This window comes from Bacillus sp. SRL337, from assembly GCF_984799155.1.
Genome location: NZ_OZ481793.1, coordinates 916,253 through 935,524 on the forward strand (window position 1 = coordinate 916,253; position 19,272 = coordinate 935,524).

The following is a 19,272-nucleotide window of genomic DNA, read 5'->3' on the forward strand; positions in this document are numbered from 1 at the left end:
AGCGTATATTCCTCTTAAACAAGATTCAAACTATTTTTAAAATAAGGGGAAAGCCTTTATAATAAGTAGGATAAAATACGGATTCCGAAATATAAATATTCATCCAAGAATTTGGGGGAGCTTCAATGAAAAACATGTTTTCATTTTTGAAGAATTACCGATGGGCGATGGGGATTGCCTGGACGCTGATGTTAATTGAATTATCAGTGGAATTGCTGCTGCCTTTGTTTATGGCTAAGGTCATTGATGAAGGGATCTTGCAGAAGGATATGCAGGAGGTATGGTATTGGGGCGGCATCATGTCGGCACTGGCAGTGGCTGCTTTTGCGTCTGGTGTGACAAACTCCTTTTTCGCGGCCCATGCAAGCCAGGGAGCAGGCTATGACATCAGAAAGAGTCTCTATGAGAAAATCCAGGACTTTTCGTTTGCGAACTTCAGCAAATTTCCATCTTCATCCTTGATTACAAGGCTGACCAATGATGTCACACAAATCCAAAATACCATTTTCACTTCACTGAGAATCATGATGAGAGCCCCGCTTCTTGTCATCGGCGGAACGATTATGGCGATGATTGTGGATGTGAAACTCGGGCTCATTTTGCTGCTCGTCATCCCATTCATCATCTTTTTCTTATTATGGGTACTGAACAGCGGCTGGACACTGTTCAGATATGTCCAGCAACAACTGGACTCTGTGAATGATGTCATCCAGGAGAACCTAAGAGGGATGCGGATCATCAAAGCCCTTCTCAGAGGAAATCATGAAAACAACAGATTTATCAAAGCGAATAAGACATTGATGAAAAAAACGGTCAGTGCCCTGAGACTGATGGAAACCATCATGCCTGTACTCTTTATCGTCATGAACGGGAGCATCCTTTTCATTCTTTGGCTGGGAAATGGAGAAGTGACCAACGGCAATGCGGCTGTCGGTGACGTAGTGGCGATCGTTAACTATGCTACCAGAATTACCGGCGCGTTTTCAGTTTTTGCCTTTATCATCATGAGTTTCTCTAGGGCCAGGGCTTCTGCAGGAAGAATCGCCGAAGTGCTTGAAACTGACATCGACCTTGTCGATACGGAGGATAGTGATCCAACATTAACCGTAAATCAAGGGAAAATTGAATTCAGGGATGTTTCCTTCCATTATCCTGGTACCAAAACGGATGTACTGGATCAAATCACGATGAAGGTCCAACCCAGAGAAATCGTATCGATTCTCGGAGCGACCGGTTCCGGTAAGACTTCCCTCTTCCAGCTGATCCCGAGACTGTATGAGGCAACTGGCGGAGAAATCCTCATCGATGAAATTGATATTAAAAACTATAAGCTTGAAAACCTGCGGAAAAGCATCGGCTTTGTACCTCAGGAGGCATTGTTGTTCTCTGGAAGCATTAAGGAGAATATCGCCTGGGGAAAAGAGGACGCATCAATGAAAGAGATTGCTGAGGCTGCAAAGGCTGCACAGATCCACGATTTGATTGAGGGGCTTCCAAAAGGGTACGAAACAGTGCTTGGGCAAAAAGGGGTCAACCTGTCTGGCGGGCAAAAGCAGCGCCTTTCCATAGCAAGAGCACTGGTAAGGAAGCCCAGGATCCTGATTTTGGATGACAGTACAAGTGCATTGGATTTGAAAACAGAATCCAAGTTGATCCAGGCCATCGGAAACTATGCCTGTACGATTCTGATTGTGACCCAGAAAATCAGTACAGCCATCCAATCGGATAAAATTTTTCTGATTGAAGACGGGAAGGTGATTGCGGAGGGAAGCCATGACGATTTGGTTGCCGGCTCCCCGCTTTACGGCAAAATCTTTCAATCTCAATTTGGAGAGGAGAACCTCGAGCATGCCAAGGCACAGTAATGCACAAAAGAAGAAGCCGAAAATTAAGAATTGGAAAAGTACAATCAAGCGGATCTGGAGTTATCTTTCCGAAGAAAAGGGACTTTTAAGCCTTGTCATCTTAATGGTTTTCATCAGTTCTTTCCTCGGGCTTCTGGGACCTTTCCTGGTCGGGATGGCGATTGATGACTTTATTGTCACACGCGATGCCAGCGGGCTGTTAGAACTGATACTTTGGCTGATTGCTGTCTATATTTTCTATTCTGCGGCAATGTGGTTCCAGGCGTATTGGATGATCGGGATCGCCCAGAATACGGTTTACCGGATGAGGACAGAGCTTTTTCAGCAATTGCATAAGCTGCCCATCCCGTTCTTTGACCGCCGTCAGCATGGGGAATTGATGAGCAGGGTCACAAATGATATGGAAAATGTCAGTTCGACACTGAACAGTTCCGTAATCCAGGTCTTCTCCAGTGTCCTAACTTTACTGGGGACAATTGGGGTCATGCTTTGGCTGAGCCCGCTTCTCACCCTTATCACAATGCTGATCATTCCAGCCATGTTCCTGGGACTGAAGTGGATAACCAGCCGCACAGGAAAACTTTTTAAAGAAACACAGAAAAACCTCGGCGATCTCAATGGGTATATTGAGGAAACAGTTTCGGGACAGCGGATTGTCAAAACCTTTTCACAAGAGGAAAAAGTCATGGACGATTTTCTTGTGAAAAGCAATAGGTTAAAAGCATCGGCTTACTGGGCCTCGACTTATTCAGGCTTCATCCCCAAATTGATGAACATGCTGAACAATTTGAGCTTCGCAGTGATAGCAGGGGTCGGAGGTATCCTGGCCGTCCAAGGAGTCATCACGATTGGAGTCATTGTCATCTTTACGGAATACTCCCGTCAGTTCACGAGACCACTGAATGACCTTGCAAACCAATTCAATACCCTTTTATCCGCAGTAGCAGGTGCTGAAAGAGTGTTTGAAATAATGGATGAGGAACAAGAAGAGAAAGATGAGGGCAGCGCTGAAGCTGTTAGCGGCATCAAAGGAGAAATTGAGTTTTCACATGTGACTTTCTCTTATGATAAAGAAACAAAGACGGTTGAGGATATTTCATTCAAAGCAGAACCGGGTGAAACCATTGCCTTGGTAGGTCCTACTGGGGCAGGCAAAACGACGATCACTAATATCCTGTCTAGATTTTACGATCATGATGAAGGTGAAATTACGATTGATGGAAGGAACCTCTTGCAGATTAAAAGAGAAAGCCTCAGGAAGAATATGGGATTTGTACTGCAGGATTCTTTTCTATTCCAAGGGACCATCCGTGAGAACATCCGCTATGGAAGGATGGATGCAAGTGATGAGGATGTGGAGATGGCAGCAAGGGAAGCGAATGCTCATTCGTTTATCATGAAGCTGCCTGACCAGTATGATACGGTTCTGTCACAGGACGGCGGCGGGATCAGTCAGGGCCAGAAACAGCTGCTCTCCATTGCAAGGGCTATTCTATCCGATCCTTCAATGCTGATTTTGGATGAAGCGACGAGCAGTATCGATACCGTTACGGAAGTGAAAATCCAGGAAGCACTGCAGAGGCTGATGAAAGGCAGAACAAGCATTGTCATCGCCCACCGTTTGAACACCATTCAATCGGCTGACCAGATCCTCGTTCTGCAAAGCGGCAGGATCACGGAAAGGGGATCACATAAGGAATTACTGGAGCAAAAAGGCTTCTACTATGAACTTTATAATAGTCAACTGAGGGAAATTAGTTGAAAAAAAGGGTGTTCAACAAGACGTTGAGCATCCTTTTTGCTTTATAACCGGTGGGTGGCCACGCCGAAATCATGCCAAAGCAGGAACCAACATATCTATTAAAGAGGAATCTGAAAGATAAAGGTGGTTGGTTCGGAATGCTGCTTGCCGGCAAAAAAATTTATATACGCACCCTTGATGAAGGGGATGCTGTTGAATTGGCTGAATTGCTGAAGCGGAATAAAACCTTTTGGGGAGAAACAGAACCTGATTGGGAGGCAGGATATTCTCAGATTAGAAACCAGTTGCACAACATTCACTACTTCCGGGAAGGAATGACTCGAGGCGATCTCTATACATTTGGCATTTACAACAGGAGAGACAATAGGCTGATAGGCATCATCAACCTTTACGACATTAAAAGAGGACCATTTCAATCAGCGTCAGCAGGGATCGCGATAGACAGTAACAACAATTCAAAGGGAGTGGGAACGGACAGTCTCAAGCTGCTCCTTTCGTTTGGCTTCGATACTTTACATTTGAACAGAGTTTCGGCAGAGGTCATGCCAAGGAATGCTGCATCCGTCAGGGTATTGGAAAAGGCAGGTTTCCAAAACGAAGGACTCAAGCGGGATAATATCCTCATCAACGGGAGATGGGAAAGTCATCTGCAGTATGCCCTTTTGAGAAAAGAGTGGAATGGATTGTCAGGTAGAGGAGAATGACCACTTAAAGGATGAAGGCGGGTGAGATGATGGTGATGTTGATCGGCGAACGGGTTTTTTTACGGCCATTTGAAGATGGGGACGCGCGGGCGCTCGTGAAAATCATTATACACAACAGACCATTTTGGGGGAGAACCGAACCGGATTGGCCCGAAAGTTATTATACATTCGAAGGGCAGATTCAAAATATAAGGTTTTTCCGTGAAGGAATTCAAAAGGGACAGCATTATTCATTTGGCATATTTGACAAAAGTACGTACAGATTGATTGGTCTTATCAACCTTTATGACATTAAATGGGGCCCGTTTCAATCAGCTGTGGCCGGCTATTCGCTCGACAAGGAGCATAATGGGAAAGGTTTGGGGACGGAAAGCCTGAGGGTGATCCTGCACTTTGCCTTTAATGCTTTGAAGCTGAACAGGGTGTCAGCGGAAGTGATGCCGCGGAACATCCCTTCCATCCGAGTATTGGAGAAGGCTGGGTTTAAAGAGGAAGGGCTCAGGCGGGAGAGCACTCTCATCAAAGGTATTTGGGAAACACATCTTCAATATGGTCTTTTGAAAAAGGAGTGGGATAAATTGCAGCGTAAATGACTATCCTGAGGTTTACATTTGTAAGGGAGCGTAAATGGATGAAAAGTGTAGAGCGAAATAATATTTCCCATCCAGTCTCCCCGGTTGTTTTAAGAACAATCAAGACAATGCAGCATCATTCAATGGTAAACGGTCAGCCAGCTCAACAAAATACAATTCGTTGAAAAAAGTTTTGGCAGAAAAGTTAAACCAATCAAACGAATCCTGCTGACTCATGTCTGGAGACCATGTTGGTGCCCATGATGAAGTTATGTCCTCGATACTGGTAAGTGATGTCAAGACCCCGATAAAAGGGCGGCAAACCTAAACCTCAAAACAATGGCGGGGAGCACGCATGGGTGAAGGTGATCAAATGGGGACTTTGTTTGCCATTGAGACCACTGGTCACACGCCTGGATTGATATCTTTATATGGGCAATCATCGCAGGAGTTGCGTTTCAAACAAGAGGATGAATAGCCATTACGATCCTTCCCTTTTCCTGCCCTGAGGGAACAAAGAGGCGGCGATTCTAAGTGCCGAAAAGATCAAAAACCATAACCCTTCCCTTCAAGCTGCCGGATATGGCAGAATGCTTGAAAACCCGTATAATGAAATGGCAGAGGCAATTGAAATTATAAAGTGAGCAACAGGAAGGAAGGGGATCTCATGTCACCAAGAATGGGACTAACACGATTGAAAATAGTGGATACAGCAGGAGAAATGGCTGATCTCAAAGGAATTGAATATGTGACCATTGCCAATTTAGCGAAGGAACTGAAAATCCGCCCACCTTCTTTATATAACCATATCAAGGGATTTAATGAATTGAGGACAGAAATGGCTGTTCAGGGGTTGAGAGGTCTTTTTCATGAGATGAAATTAGGTACAGAAGGAAGAAAGGAAGAGGATGCAGTTCAGTCTTTAGGGGCATCTTATATGGATTTTGCCCGCAGGCGACCTGGTTTATATGAATCTGCCTTGCTGGCACCTGATTCAAAGAATCCTGGAGTTCAGGAAGCTGGCAACAAAATTGTCGGCCTGTTGCTGGAGAAATTGGAATATCTAAACCTCTCACAAATAAATGCGCTTCATGCTGTAAGAGGGCTGCGCAGTATGTTGCATGGGTTTGCGGCTTTGGAGCAGAAGAGCGGGTTCGGAATGGACTTGAGTGTAGATGAAAGTCTGAGGAAAATGATCACCGCATTTTTGCTTGGTATAATGGCCTAATATTTTGGCAAAATGAAAAGAACGTCAGAGAAGGCAACTGGTTTCTCAACGTTCTTTTTTTGCGATAAATACATGGTGGAAACCGTACATCAGCAATGATTTGGTTAAAAACACCATCAGCAGCTGCAGTTGATTCATCCTCAGAAGTTTCCAGACACCCAGTTTCTTGAACCATGTATAAAAAGGAAAAACAAAAAAGGCATCCACAGCCAGGTTTAACAGTACAAAGAGAGGAAATCTTCCATAAGTGTATTTTAGAATGAGAATGCTCCCGGTAAAGAACGGCCCGACTGCAAAGGGGGTCATACCGCTGATTTTGGAAGAGAGGTTCGGGTATATTACCCACCATTTAAACTTGGTTGCAATTCGGTCCTCAATCAATAGAAAAATACACATAAACAGGGAGGCCGGTGTAAATCGTTTAACAGATCTCCATCCAGCAAGTGGCAGCATCACCCAGGAAAAGGCTACTAATAGCAGTATGAGAATACGCGACAGTTTCATCATTCATCCATCCTCCTTGGACTTAATTTGTCTTAAACAGGAAGGAATATACATAAGGAAGATAAGCGTAAAAAACAATCCGGGTCCAAACTGCTTGTTTTTCATTCCCAACAGGAAGCCTTATTTCGTCCGATTCGACCGTTCAGTGCGGCATCCTAACGAGAACTCGATATCCCCGGCCCATTTGCGCCCTAAATGGTCCATCACCCCGAGGAGAACTCGATGTTCCCGGCCCAATTCCGCCCTAAATGGTCCGTAATCCCGAGGAGAACCGGATGTTCCCGACCCATTTGCGCTCTAAATGGTCCGTCATCCCGAGGAGAACTCGATGTTCCCGGCCCATTTGCGCCCTAAATGGGCCGTCACCTCGAGGAGAACCGGATGTCCCCGGCCAAATCCCCCCTAAACGGTCCTTTATGGCCAAACACCAATTTACTACCCCTTTAAAGAAAATGAAACGGACATTCGCCCTACCCAGTGGGAAACTATGGAAATCCGAATTGGTTTATTATATCGGCAGAAGGGTAAATTTTTTGTATAAACCTAATCTCAAGCAACATGCTTGCAAGGAGGTAGAACTTGATGGAAAAAAGTATTGTAGGCGCCTATGACTCCACAGCAGAGGTAATGGATGTCATTAACAGCCTGACAAAAGACGGCTATACAGAAGATGATATCCTTGTCATTTCAGAAAGGAAAGACATTGATACATTGGACAAGACTACGGGGCTTCATATAGAGCATCCTGAGGGTCATCATGAAGAAAGAAGCCTATGGGAAAAGATTAAAGATTCATTTGCCGTCCGTGAACATGAAGGATCCAATAATGACTTGTCTCAGTATGAAATACCGCTAAGTCAAGTAGGAACCTACCAATCCAAGTTAGATGATGGAAAAATTCTGGTTGCTGTAACAGAAAAAGATAAATATGTTCTCAACCATGGAGGACATGTGGTGGAAGAGGGAGCGAATATTAAGAGGGCTTCCAATGAGAAAGGAATTTTTGAAGAAGAAGGAGCCAAGGGAGTGAGCGAGGGCAGGACCCAAACCTCCTTAGAAAATGAATTCTTCTCTTCTAAGGAAGGCAAAACTGCTGGCACACATGGTTCAGAACCCGATGAGATAAATAAGGTGAATGAGTTGAGGAACCAAACATCCACCGAAAATTTCAAGAGTTCTCCTACAGTTGATAAGAGTGTTGGAAACCATGGTGCTGAACGTGACGATCTCCGGTCAGGGAATGTCGATACAACCGAAGATACTCTCGGCGGAAATGTCGGGAATACACTTGGAGGAAAGCTTGGAACCGCCAAAAGGCAGTCGACCGGACAGGGTGGACTGGAAAATAGTTCACGCAATCAGACTGAGAAAGAACATCAAGACGAAAAAAATGCTGAACACCTTAAAGAGGAAGAGCAGAAAGAACGATTCAAAGGAAATGATTATAGAGGAGATTTTTAATCTGACAATGAGCCCACTGCTTTAAAAGCAGGGGCTTTTTTTATATCAGAAAATCATATGGGCAACCAGATTTTTCCCTTCATCAAAAATTTTACAAAAAAAGATTGTCTAAAGGTCCAATTATGAAATATAATTCGAATAGAAACAAAATTCAGAATTTAGTAGGGGGAATATGGTTGGAGACAATTGTTAATTGGCTCAATGGGGTATTATGGAGTTCGCCTGTTATTTATTTGATTCTGGCAATAGGACTTGTTTTTTCGATTATGACTCGTTTTCTGCAAGTAAGGCATATCAAAGACATGTTTAAGTTGATGTTCCAGGGCAAGAGTTCAGATGCAGGGGTATCATCTTTTCAGGCTTTGGCACTTTCGTTATCAGGACGTGTAGGTACAGGTAATATCGCCGGTACGGCAACTGCCATTGCGTTTGGCGGCCCGGGAGCTGTTTTTTGGATGTGGACAATCGCCTTTATCGGGGCAAGCTCTGCCTTCATTGAATCGACTCTGGCGCAAATCTATAAAGTAAAGCAGGATGGACAGTACCGCGGGGGTCCTGCCTATTATATTGAAAAAGGCATGGGCTGGAGATGGTATGGCGTCATTTTTGCGGTTGCCTCCATTTTAGCGATGGCCTTACTGATGCCGGGTATTCAGTCCAATTCAATTGCCCTTGGTCTTGAAAATGCATTTGGCCTCAATAAATGGATAACCGCCATTGTTCTAGTCGTACTGCTGGGCGTCATCATTTTTGGGGGAGTAAAACGTATTGCCAAGGTTGCACAGTATGCAGTTCCATTCATGGCAGTGGGGTATATCTTTATGTCACTGATCATTGTCATTATGAATATTGCAGAACTGCCAGGTGTCTTTGCTCTTATTTTTAAAAGTGCATTTGCTCTAGATTCGGCATTTGGCGGGATTGTCGGAATGGCTGTTTCATGGGGAGTGAAACGAGGAATCTATTCAAACGAAGCCGGCCAGGGAACGGGTCCACACGCAGCAGCAGCTGCTGAAGTTTCACATCCTGCCAAGCAGGGGCTGGTCCAGTCTGCATCTGTTTATATCGATACGCTGCTTGTTTGTTCGGCTACAGCATTCATGATTCTATTTACAGGAGCGTACAATGTTGAAAAGGCGGACGGCACAATGATCGTGAACAATCTTGAAGGGATCGAAGCAGGTCCTGGATATACACAAGCTGCCATTGAAAATGTCCTTCCTGGATTTGGTGCAGGGTTTGTTGCGGTCGCACTATTCTTCTTTGCTTTTACAACCATCATGGCCTATTATTATATCGCTGAGACAAATGTTGCCTATATTCTCAGAGGAAAAAATAATAAATGGGCGCTTCCAGCTTTAAAAGTTGTCCTGCTTGGGGCTACTCTGTATGGTGCAGTGAAGACCGCCAGTCTTGCATGGGCGATGGGTGATGTAGGACTCGGAATCATGGTATGGCTGAATATGGTCGCCATAGTCCTGCTTTACAAGCCAGCTTTAAAAGCATTGAAAGATTATGAACAGCAGAAAAAGCAGGGACTTGACCCAGTGTTTGACCCAGTCAAACTTGGAATCAAGAATGCGGATTATTGGGAAAATGAAGCAAAACCAGATCACGAAAAAGTATCTTAATAACCTTAAATACTGTAAAGGGCCTTTTATCTCCGGGGCCCTTTTTTATTATAGGAAACTATAAAAGCCTTAATGCTGATAACAAAGCTTAACTTCTGCATCCAGCTTCAGCATCTCCGCTCAGATAACAAACCGGCTTGTTTAATGCCTGCAGAGGCAGAACAAGGTGTTTTCGCTTTAGTTCTGAGCTTGATTGTTAGTGCTTTAAGAGAGTTACTGCGAAAAAATGTAATTATCAGCAGGTAATTGCCAGAAGTTGTCGTATCTTATGAGTATACTACTAGAGATGAGGAAGATCAGATGCTTGCTGAAAAACAGCTTTTACATGTATTTGTCATATTGGCCCCTATCTTGGTCTACGCCTCCTTCTTTGAAAATCGCCGCATTGGGCGATCTCCGTATTTTATAGGATTGATGTATGGTATATCAGCGATTCTATGTCTCTCAGTCTCTTACTATAGCTATGGTCTTTATTGGGATCACCGTTATGTACCGCTAGTGTTGTCTTTCTTATATGGCGGACCAATAGGACAGTGGATTACCTTCTTGTCCATGATCGGGGCTAGAACCTTCATGAGCGGGGATGCTCTTATGTTTGGGTACATCAGTATTGCCCTGGCTGCTTCCGTTCCATTTTTATATGTTAAGCGTTTTTGGAGGCTGCAGTCGAAGAAAAGAATTATTACGGCGATCTGGCTTGGGATATGGCCATCGTTCATCCTCCAAAGAGGAGAACATACAAAATCAATTCACTCATGTTACGCTTAGACAGCTGGAAAATAATCTTAAAAACGAGAGAAACCCGATTGAACTATAAATAAAAAGGAGCAGGAATTCCTGCTCCTTTTTGCTGCTTCACCGCACTAACGCAGTGGGGGACAGTCCCTCACTGCGTTAGTGCGGTAAAGGATTCATGCTCCCGCTTTGTCCTCTGCTTTGTTTTTCATGAACATATAGAATGAAGCAGCAAAGATGATGATATACCCGGCGATGCTCAGCATGTCAGGGATCTGTCCGAACAAGACGATGCTGATGAGGGCTGAGTATACAACCGTCGAATAAAAGAAAATTGAAATTTCCTTTGCAGGCGCATATTTATAGGCGATGGTGATGCCGAACTGGCCAAGGGTGGCAAAGATACCGGCTAGAATCAGGTAGATAAGCTGTTCCGTTTCCATGGGCTCATAGAACATAATGACAAACGGAAGCATTGCTACTGTTGAAAAGAAAGAAAAATAGAATACAACCGTGTAGAACTTTTCTTTCTGCCCAAGGACCCGTAAAACCGTATAGGCCCCTGCGGCAAAGACAGCCGATAAAAGCCCGGCAAAATAAGGAATGACATCTACTGAAAACTGCGGTTTAATGATGAGCAGTGTTCCAAGGAAAGCAATTACAATTGCGATGATTTGGAACGAGCGGGCCCTCTCTTTCAGGAAAATAGCTGAAAAGATGATTGTCAGGAACGGACTTAATTTATTGAGCATGTCCGCATCTGATAAAACAAGTTCATCAATCGCGTAGAAGAAAAATACAATCCCCAGGGTGCCGAGGGCCGACCGCAAAAGCAGGATCTTCTGATTTTCCTTTTTACCAAAGAGTCTTTCTTTATAGTACATAACAAAACCAAATGAAATGATGGCGGAAATCAAATTCCGGAACAATGTTTTTTGAACGGTAGGCAAGTCGCCTGAAAGTTTCACAAAAGCGGCCATCATGGCAAAGCCGAACGATGAAACAAGCAGGAGAAGGATGCCTTTATTTCTATTTGTCATGGTGTCCTCCATACTCTTTTTATATTCGACGTTTGGGTTGGACCCAAACAGATAGCAAAAGAAACTGCCATTCCAGGCAGTTTCCAATAGTGCTGTAATTACCAAAAACCACTATATCAAATGAATTACTTAAAAGAAAGCTTCTCGCTCCAGCCCTGAAGCAGCTGTTCAAATTTGGGAAAGAAGAACTGCACGATGGATCCTAAAGAGAGCGTAACAATAATGGTGCCGATTCCAACCGCTCCCCCGAAGGCAACAGCGAGCGCAAGTGCCAGAGCTTCACTGATCAAGCGTGAGCTCCTCAAACTCAATCCAAATCTTGCAGAGATTGCCACCATGACTGTATCCATCGGACTGGATGGAAACCTGGCTTGCAGGTACAAAGCAATCCCGACACCGAGTGAAATGATTCCCACAGCCAGCGTTGCGGACTGGACCCCGATATGAATGGGGGCGAAGTCCTTCAGACCAATCAGCAGCCAGAAATCAATCATCAATCCGATGATAAATATGGAGAGGGCTGCAAGGATTTCCGGGCTCTTTTTTAACAAAAATGCATTAATAGAAATAAGGATGATGCCATTGAAAAAGACACAGGTTCCGACGGTGATTCCAAATGTAGTGGCTTCACCGACTGCCAATGCGTCCCAGGAAGATGCGCCCAGACCCGCTTTGATGATGAGGGCAACCCCCAGCGTCAAGATCATTAACCCGACAAAGAAAAAAACCATTCGCTCTTTCATATATTCATTCCTTTATTAATTATTTTTACCTTTACATGAAAAATGCGATAATAAAGAAGCCATGTGGATATGGAAACCGATATTTTAGCACTTTAAAGCGATGGGGGACTGTCCCCACATGCTTTAAAGCGTTAAAGTGGAGGGTTACACTTGTCCCTCTCTGTGAAATATATGTAGTAGCAGGGAAATTATACGAAGGATAGGATGAAATGATGAACGAGTTGATATTGACGGTAAATCAAAAGTTTGAAGATAAATTCAAAAAAGGCTATCCCCTGATCAGTGCTGAGGCTCTTGCCTCTACGGCTGGCCTGGAAGAAGAGGGAAGCATCATCAAGCTTGTAGACCAGCGTAAGCAGTTTATCGCAAGAGGCTATTACGGCAGGCAAAATAAAGGGTTAGGCTGGCTCCTCAGCTGGAAGGAGCAGGAACGCATCGATCAAAGCTTTTTTGAGAGGAAGCTGAAAAATGCCATCAACCAAAGGCTTCAATTCTTTCAGAGTGATGATACGACGGCTTTCCGCGTATTTAATGGAGAAGGAGACGGTATAGGCGGGCTGACCATCGATTATTTTGACGGTTACTATTTGATTAACTGGTATAGTGAGGGAATCTATCAATTCAAAAATGATATAGTCCTCTCGCTCCAGCAGCTGGCAGACATTAAAGGTGTTTACCAGAAGAAGCGGTTTGCGCAAAGCGGCAAATATATCGAAGAAGATGATTTTGTTATGGGAGAACGCCCCGAGTTTCCACTCATCGTAAAAGAAAATGGGGTGAACTTTGCCGTTTATTTAAACGAAGGAGCAATGGTCGGGGTCTTTCTTGATCAGCGCGATGTCAGGAAGCTGATCCGTGACAAGTATGCAGAAGGAAAGACAGTTTTAAACACCTTTTCCTATACAGGGGCATTTTCAGTCTTTGCGGCGGCCGGAGGTGCGGCCAAGACGACAAGCGTAGACCTTGCCAACCGAAGTGAAGCCAAGACCATCGAACAGTTCAGCATCAATGGAATTGATTATGAAGAACAGGATATCATTGTCATGGATGTCTTCAACTATTTTAAATATGCTGTAAAAAAACAGTTGAAATTCGATATGGTCATCCTGGATCCGCCGAGCTTTGCCCGTTCAAAGAAGCATACCTTCTCGGCTGCCAAGGGTTATAAGGATCTGCTTAAGCAGGCCATTGCCATTACGGAGGAGAATGGTGTTATAGTAGCCTCTACAAATGCCAGCAACTTTGACATGAAAAAATTTAAAGGTTTCATAGACAAAGCATTTAAAGAAAGTGGAAGTTCATATAAGTTGATGGAACAGTTCTCACTTCCGGAAGATTTCCGGACAATCAGCCAGTTCAAACAGGGGGATTACCTGAAGGTGGTTTTTATCCGAAAGACTGGTTGATGGTAGGACGTTAGGTGGATTTTTTTAGAAGGCTGATTTCGCTACAATGTTGCTCTCGGAAAAAACCCTATAGCCGGCTTTTTCCCAAGATGCTAAAAGTTTTATTGCTCATCAGGGAGAGCAAAGGTTTTCAGATGAATCAAGGATAGATCCTTCGAAACTGGCATTAATCGCAACAAAGCTCACGAAAAGAGCCTTTAAGAAAAAGGGGGGGAACGTTATGAAGGAAGTTAAGGTATCTGTCAGGAACCTGGTGGAGTATGTCTATAAGAGCGGCAGCATAGATCAGAGGTTCCAGACAACCTCCTCCATGACGGAAGGGACCCGGCTTCATAAAAAAATTCAAAAGACCTACAAAGAAGGAGATCTGGCGGAGGAATACCTAAGCCGGGAGCTGCCTTACGAAGATTTGGTTTTTACGGTCGAGGGGAGATGCGACGGCCTGATATTCGAGGAAGAAACCATCATGATTGATGAAATCAAATCGACCCGCTCTTCCTTGGCAGATCTTCATGAGGAAGCTTATCCTGTCCATTGGGCACAGGGAAAGGTTTATGCATACCTATATGCAAAGGACCACGGTTTGGAAAAGATCACTGTCAGGCTGACGTACATTTCAGTGGATACCGAAGAAACGCTTCACTATCTCAAGTATTTCACCATAGCCCAGCTTGAGGAATTTGTTCTCACAACAATAAAAGAATATTACCCATTCGCCAAATTGGTCACAGACCATAAAGAAAAAAGAAATCAAACTGCGGCGGAGATTGGGTTTCCATTCAGTGAGTACAGAAAAGGCCAGCGAAACCTGGCAGGGGCTGTTTATAAGACAATAACGGAAAAGAAGACCTTATTCGCCAACGCTCCGACAGGTACGGGGAAGACGATTTCAACGATATTTCCCAGTGTGAAGGCGATGGGGGAAGGATCGGTTGATAAACTCTACTACTTAACAGCCAAAACAATAACAAGGACCACTGCTGAGGAAGCTTTTGAACTGTTGGAGACTACAGGCTTAACAGCCAAGACTCTTACCATCACGGCTAAAGATAAGGCTTGTTTAAAGGATGAGACGATTTGTCACAGCGATGTCTGCGAATTTGCAAATGGCTATTATGACAGGGTCAATGGAGCAGTATTGGATATCCTTCGAAATGAAACGCGCCTTACCAGGCCGGTCATTGAAAAATACAGCCGGAAGCATCGCGTGTGCCCTTTCGAATTTTCCATCGATTTATCCTATATTGCGGATGCCGTCATTTGCGATTACAACTATGTCTATGACCCGCGGGTGTCCCTCAAGAGATTAACAGATTCCCAGAAAAAGAGGACGGTCCTTCTTACGGATGAAGCACATAATCTTGTTGACAGGGGACGGTCGATGTTTTCAGCAGAATTGAATAAATCGGCCTTTCTGGAAATCAAGCGCAGTTTCAAGGATAAAAATAACGAAATATACACAAGTGCAAATGATATCAATCGTTATTTCATTGAGTTGCGAAAGCAAGGTGAAGAGAACGGAACAACAGTTTATAAAGAGCAGTTCCCTGAATTGATGGATGTCTTGCAACGATTTTTAGCGGCTGCTGAAATGGAACTATTGGGGCAGAGCGGGGACAGTATCCTGCTGGAAACGTACTTTGCCTCCCATAACTTTGTGAAAGTTGCTGCTCTTTATAATGAAAATTATGTAACCTATGTGGATGCAGGAAGAAGGGATATGGTTATCAAGCTATATTGCCTGGACCCGTCTGATTTGATAAGCCAGACGAGCAGAGGATTTTCATCTGCTGTTTTCTTCTCGGCGACTCTCCTTCCATTTCACTATTATTTTGAATTGTTGGGCGGCCTCTCCGATGATTATCGATTTAAAATTCCTTCTCCTTTCCCGCATGAGAATTGGGAAGTGTTTGTAAAACCGATGTCCACAAGGTATAAGGACAGAGAGAAAACCATTGTGCCCCTTGTGAAATTACCGCAAGAATTGTTAAAGAAGAATCCTGGCAATTATCTGTATTTCTTTCCGTCCTACCGCTATATGAACGAGGTTTATGACGCTTTTATGGAAGAGCTGCCGCCAGATACCGATGTCCTTTTGCAGGCTCCCAACATGACGGAAGAAGAACGGGAAGGCTTTTTGAAGGCATTTCAGCACAATCAGGAAAAATCCCTGATTGGCTTTGCAGTCCTCGGCGGAATTTTTTCAGAGGGAGTCGATCTAAAAGGTGACAGGCTTAACGGTGTCATTGTGGTTGGTGTGGGTCTTCCTCAGCTGGGAGCTGACCGCGATATTATTAAAGACCACTTTAATGCTGCTGGAAAAAACGGGTACGATTATTCCTATGTGTTCCCAGGAATGAATAAAGTACTGCAGGCAGGGGGCAGGCTGATTCGGACTGAAGCAGATACCGGGGTGATTGTCCTGGTGGATGACCGATATCTGACCCAGAAATACAGGGCAATGCTGCCAGAAGAGTGGGAGGATTTCACGGTAATCCAATAACCTTATTTGACCTGAATAAAAGGCTTTCACCCAAAAATAGGGAAAGCCTTTTTCAATTCTTATTGAAATGCAGGATCCATGAGCATGCGGTCCAGTTCTTCCATGTGATGAGTTTCATCAGAAATAAGGTCTTCAAGTTTCACGACCAATTCAGTGTGCCCTAATTCTTCTGCCAGTTCCTTACGTTTTTTATAGCGGTCAATGGTTTCTTTTTCAGCTTGGCGTGCTTCCTGAAGCATCTCCTTGACATTATCAGTCTGCCTAACAGGGGCTGGTGTGGTTGTTGGTGTACCGCCAAGTGTTTTAATTTTTTCTGCTAGGTATAGGGCATGTCCCTGCTCATCTCCGACTTCTCCTTCAAAGAACGGCTTCAACACTGCACGGTGCAGACCGGATACGACTGCAGCATAGTTTGTGTACATGATTTGTGCTGAATATTCATTCGCTAAGTCTTCGTTTAAACCATCAATAAGTTCTTGTGATTTTTGATCCATCTAAAAATCCATCCTTCCAATTTGTCTCTGATACTTTATTAATACCCTTTTGGATAGGGTTTAAACTCCTTCTTCTCATCTGAAGAAATCACTAATATTACATGAAGAAATGGCAAAGACTAAGGCCGGTTATCTAAAAAGCAGTAGTGAGGAGGAAAGGACATGAGCAAGCCGGGCAGAAAAAATCTCGAGCAAACGTCCAAACAGCTGGCTAAGCAAAAAGGAAAAAACGATGTAGAATTCAGTGCAGATGATTTCCAAGTTGGAAACAGCCAGAATCAAAGCCAAAAGAAAAGCGGCAAACAAAAAAACAAAAAATAAAATGAATACCATTGCCAACGATAGAAAATCCTATGAGTATGCTAAGGAGGTGTGGAAACATGTCAAGAATTGGAGTAGAAGAATCTCTTCAAAATGTGGTACAAGCACTTCGTGAAAAAGGCCATGATGTTGTTGAATTGAAGCAGGAGTCTGATGCGCAGAATTGTGACTGCTGTGTTCTAACAGGACTGGATTCCAATGTAATGGGGATCGCAAATGTCGTAACACAAGGGTCTGTCATTGAGGCAGACGGACTAAGCGCTGATGAAGTATGTCAGCGAGTTGAGAGCAAATTGCAATAAAAAGCGGAAGCGGCCGTTCAGCACCGTACGGATTGGAGGGCATCCGCATGAGATAAAGGAATCACGAAGAGCGTCAGCGATTCGATGATGACTTATCGCAAGGAGGGAGCCCGAAATCCGCTAGGAGCTGGTCGTTGGAGCTGGATTGGATAAAAAGCGGAAGCGGCCGTTCAGCACCGTACGGATTGGAGGGCATCCGCATGAGATAAAGGAATCACGAAGAGCGTCAGCGATTCGATGATGACTTATCGCAAGGAGGGAGCCCGAAATCCGCTAGGAGCTGGTCGTTGGAGCTGGATTGGATAAAAAGCGGAAGCGGCCGTTCAGCACCGTACGGATTGGAGGGCATCCGCATGAGATAAAGGAATCACGAAGAGCGTCAGCGATTCGATGATGACTTATCGCAAGGAGGGAGCCCGAAATCCGCTAGGAGCTGGGTGCTGGAGCTGGATTGGATAAAAAGCGGAAGCGGCCAAACAGAAACATATGTATTCCTGGACGCACTATTGGCTAAATCAAAAGCGAAATCAGAGGAGACTTTATCTAACCTTTGATTTCGCTTTTTTATTGTGGATGAACTCTTCGGTCTCAGGTGCAAAAGCCGGATTTGCACCTGAGACAAATTCATTCACATTATTAATATATCAGACGCTCAGCGAAAACTGTTCCTGCTGTAAATACTCCATCAACAAATCAGGAGCAGACAGGTAAAGGAGACCGTTTCCTTCAAGTGACTTCGGATAACCGAGTGGGATTGTCCTTTTTACGAGCTGGGCATATAGCTCGCATTCCGACAGCTTCCGGTCAAAGCTGGACTGCTCCAAGAGTTTAATTAAAGCTAAGGCCCCGGAGACGTGAGGGGCGGCCATGGAGGTGCCGCTGAACTGGGCGTACTTTCCACCCGGGATCGTGGAGAGTATCTTTTCACCAGGAGCCACGAGATCGACTTCATTATTGGAGTTGGTAAAGTAAGATGACTTTCTGTCAAAATCAATGGCCCCGACGGAAATCACTTCGTTATAACAGGCGGGATAGGAGAATTCATCAGTTTCTGCATCTTCATCCCCCTCATTGCCAGCTGCACAGACAACAGAGATGTTCTTGGAGACAGCTTGCTTGATGACATCATTTAGCGGCGGATGATCGGCGGGTCCTCCAAGTGACATGGAAATGACATCCACTCCCTGATCGATGGCATATTGAATTCCATTGACAATCCATTCATATTTTCCGCTGCCATACTCACCAGCCAGGACTTTTATGATCAGCAGGCTTGCTTCCGGAGCCACTCCGACAACACCCCCGCCATTTTCATTTGCAGCGATAGTGCCGGCAACATGGGTGCCATGGCCGTTGTAATCAGTGACATTTTCTTCAGCACCATCATCATCATCTGTAAAGTTCCGCTTGCCGATGATTCGTCCTTTTAGATCTTTATGCTCAAAGTCACAGCCTGTGTCAAGGACAGCAACTTTGATGCCTGCACCTTTCACACCTTGTTTCCACATATTCGGTGCTTGTACCAGGTCCACCCCTGCAGGCATTTCCGAGGCCGTTTCCAATACTTCTTCTTTGACATAAGGAATTAATCTTACTGTACCCTTCATAAGCTTTCCTCCTAAAGTCGTATTAAAAAACTGAACTTTCTGAAAATATACCATAGATTCCAACAAGTTAAAAGAGAGAAAAGTAGTGGTTTTCCAGGTTAGCAGATTTTTTAAAAAGGTTTTTTTGGCTGGTGAGGGAAGAGGTGAAAAGATTTATTGCGTTCCTGTCTTTTCGTCTAACAAGCTCAAGGAATGCACCAAATTCTTGAGCTGCATAGGCTTTTTTGGTGCAATACACGAAGGAATGCACCAAAATCAGACAGGCACTCCGAAAAATTGGTCGATTTCTCGCAGGAATGTACCAATTTTTAACCGGAGGTAAGGGATTTTGGTCTATTACTAAAGGGAATGGGCCAATCATTAAGAGGAAGCAAGTATATTTGGTCTAATAGTA

General features: G+C 44.3%; 17 protein-coding genes. 12 read left to right on the forward strand and 5 right to left on the reverse strand.

The genetic code is table 11. The features are described 5' to 3' along the window. Positions 1-125 precede the first annotated feature (125 nt). The 5 genes from AC4E8A_RS04460 to AC4E8A_RS04480 all read left to right on the forward strand — a co-directional run bounded on the left by AC4E8A_RS04460 (position 126) and on the right by AC4E8A_RS04480 (position 6,131). Positions 126-1,865, forward strand: a complete 1,740-nt coding sequence (locus AC4E8A_RS04460; RefSeq protein ID WP_490197090.1) for an ABC transporter ATP-binding protein — start codon at positions 126-128, stop codon at positions 1,863-1,865. Continuing rightward, positions 1,849-3,627 carry an ABC transporter ATP-binding protein gene (locus tag AC4E8A_RS04465; protein WP_490197091.1) on the forward strand — a complete coding sequence of 593 codons (1,779 nt, stop codon included), beginning with the start codon at positions 1,849-1,851 and terminating at the stop codon, positions 3,625-3,627. The genes AC4E8A_RS04460 and AC4E8A_RS04465 overlap by 17 nt, the downstream gene beginning before the upstream one ends. A gap of 71 nt (positions 3,628-3,698) precedes the next feature. Beyond that, complete coding sequence (locus tag AC4E8A_RS04470; RefSeq protein WP_490197092.1) at positions 3,699-4,331, forward strand: GNAT family N-acetyltransferase; 633 nt, start codon at positions 3,699-3,701, stop codon at positions 4,329-4,331. 26 nt (positions 4,332-4,357) lie between these two features. Next, the gene (locus tag AC4E8A_RS04475; protein ID WP_490197093.1) at positions 4,358-4,924 is read left to right on the forward strand and encodes a GNAT family N-acetyltransferase; all 567 of its coding nucleotides are present in this window, start codon (positions 4,358-4,360) and stop codon (positions 4,922-4,924) included. A 646-nt stretch (positions 4,925-5,570) separates the two neighbouring features. Then, positions 5,571-6,131 carry a TetR/AcrR family transcriptional regulator gene (locus AC4E8A_RS04480; protein WP_490197094.1) on the forward strand — a complete coding sequence of 187 codons (561 nt, stop codon included), beginning with the start codon at positions 5,571-5,573 and terminating at the stop codon, positions 6,129-6,131. Positions 6,132-6,176: 45 nt separating this feature from the next. On the opposite strand, the gene AC4E8A_RS04485 is transcribed toward AC4E8A_RS04480, so the two are convergent. Next, a complete protein-coding gene (locus tag AC4E8A_RS04485) occupies positions 6,177-6,638 on the reverse strand; it encodes a hypothetical protein (protein WP_490197095.1) in 462 nt (153 codons plus the stop codon). Between the two features lie 579 nt (positions 6,639-7,217). Between AC4E8A_RS04485 and AC4E8A_RS04490 the strand changes: the two genes are divergently transcribed. From AC4E8A_RS04490 to AC4E8A_RS04500, 3 genes are all read left to right on the forward strand, one after another. Next, on the forward strand, positions 7,218-8,096 hold the full coding sequence (locus AC4E8A_RS04490; protein ID WP_490197096.1) for a general stress protein: 879 nt from the start codon (positions 7,218-7,220) through the stop codon (positions 8,094-8,096). A 176-nt stretch (positions 8,097-8,272) separates the two neighbouring features. After that, the gene (locus AC4E8A_RS04495) at positions 8,273-9,727 is read left to right on the forward strand and encodes an alanine/glycine:cation symporter family protein (RefSeq protein WP_490197097.1); all 1,455 of its coding nucleotides are present in this window, start codon (positions 8,273-8,275) and stop codon (positions 9,725-9,727) included. 246 nt (positions 9,728-9,973) lie between these two features. After that, positions 9,974-10,495: a hypothetical protein gene (locus AC4E8A_RS04500; protein WP_490197098.1), complete on the forward strand. Its 522-nt coding sequence runs from the start codon at positions 9,974-9,976 to the stop codon at positions 10,493-10,495. A 143-nt stretch (positions 10,496-10,638) separates the two neighbouring features. Here AC4E8A_RS04500 and AC4E8A_RS04505 read toward each other — a convergent pair whose 3' ends face one another. Together AC4E8A_RS04505 and AC4E8A_RS04510 are read right to left on the reverse strand one after the other, a co-directional pair. Further along, positions 10,639-11,502, reverse strand: coding sequence for a DMT family transporter (locus AC4E8A_RS04505; protein ID WP_490197099.1), 864 nt, complete (start codon positions 11,500-11,502; stop codon positions 10,639-10,641). 125 nt (positions 11,503-11,627) lie between these two features. Then, positions 11,628-12,245 carry a YczE/YyaS/YitT family protein gene (locus AC4E8A_RS04510; RefSeq protein ID WP_490197100.1) on the reverse strand — a complete coding sequence of 206 codons (618 nt, stop codon included), beginning with the start codon at positions 12,243-12,245 and terminating at the stop codon, positions 11,628-11,630. 209 nt (positions 12,246-12,454) lie between these two features. Here AC4E8A_RS04510 and AC4E8A_RS04515 point away from each other — a divergent pair, with 209 nt between their 5' ends. Then, positions 12,455-13,651 (forward strand): class I SAM-dependent rRNA methyltransferase, encoded by a 1,197-nt coding sequence (locus AC4E8A_RS04515; RefSeq protein ID WP_490197101.1) that lies wholly within the window; start codon positions 12,455-12,457, stop codon positions 13,649-13,651. 220 nt (positions 13,652-13,871) lie between these two features. Then, positions 13,872-16,154, forward strand: coding sequence for a helicase C-terminal domain-containing protein (locus AC4E8A_RS04520; RefSeq protein ID WP_490197102.1), 2,283 nt, complete (start codon positions 13,872-13,874; stop codon positions 16,152-16,154). 59 nt (positions 16,155-16,213) lie between these two features. Here the strand turns inward: AC4E8A_RS04520 and AC4E8A_RS04525 are convergent, their stop codons facing one another. Further along, positions 16,214-16,648, reverse strand: a complete 435-nt coding sequence (locus AC4E8A_RS04525) for a ferritin-like domain-containing protein (RefSeq protein WP_490197103.1) — start codon at positions 16,646-16,648, stop codon at positions 16,214-16,216. A gap of 162 nt (positions 16,649-16,810) precedes the next feature. Between AC4E8A_RS04525 and AC4E8A_RS04530 the strand changes: the two genes are divergently transcribed. Continuing rightward, positions 16,811-16,969 carry a hypothetical protein gene (locus tag AC4E8A_RS04530; RefSeq protein WP_490197104.1) on the forward strand — a complete coding sequence of 53 codons (159 nt, stop codon included), beginning with the start codon at positions 16,811-16,813 and terminating at the stop codon, positions 16,967-16,969. A gap of 59 nt (positions 16,970-17,028) precedes the next feature. Continuing rightward, positions 17,029-17,271 carry a YkuS family protein gene (locus tag AC4E8A_RS04535; protein ID WP_490197105.1) on the forward strand — a complete coding sequence of 81 codons (243 nt, stop codon included), beginning with the start codon at positions 17,029-17,031 and terminating at the stop codon, positions 17,269-17,271. A 644-nt stretch (positions 17,272-17,915) separates the two neighbouring features. Here AC4E8A_RS04535 and AC4E8A_RS04540 read toward each other — a convergent pair. Continuing rightward, positions 17,916-18,878 carry a S8 family peptidase gene (locus tag AC4E8A_RS04540; RefSeq protein ID WP_490197106.1) on the reverse strand — a complete coding sequence of 321 codons (963 nt, stop codon included), beginning with the start codon at positions 18,876-18,878 and terminating at the stop codon, positions 17,916-17,918. Positions 18,879-19,272: the final 394 nt, after the last annotated feature.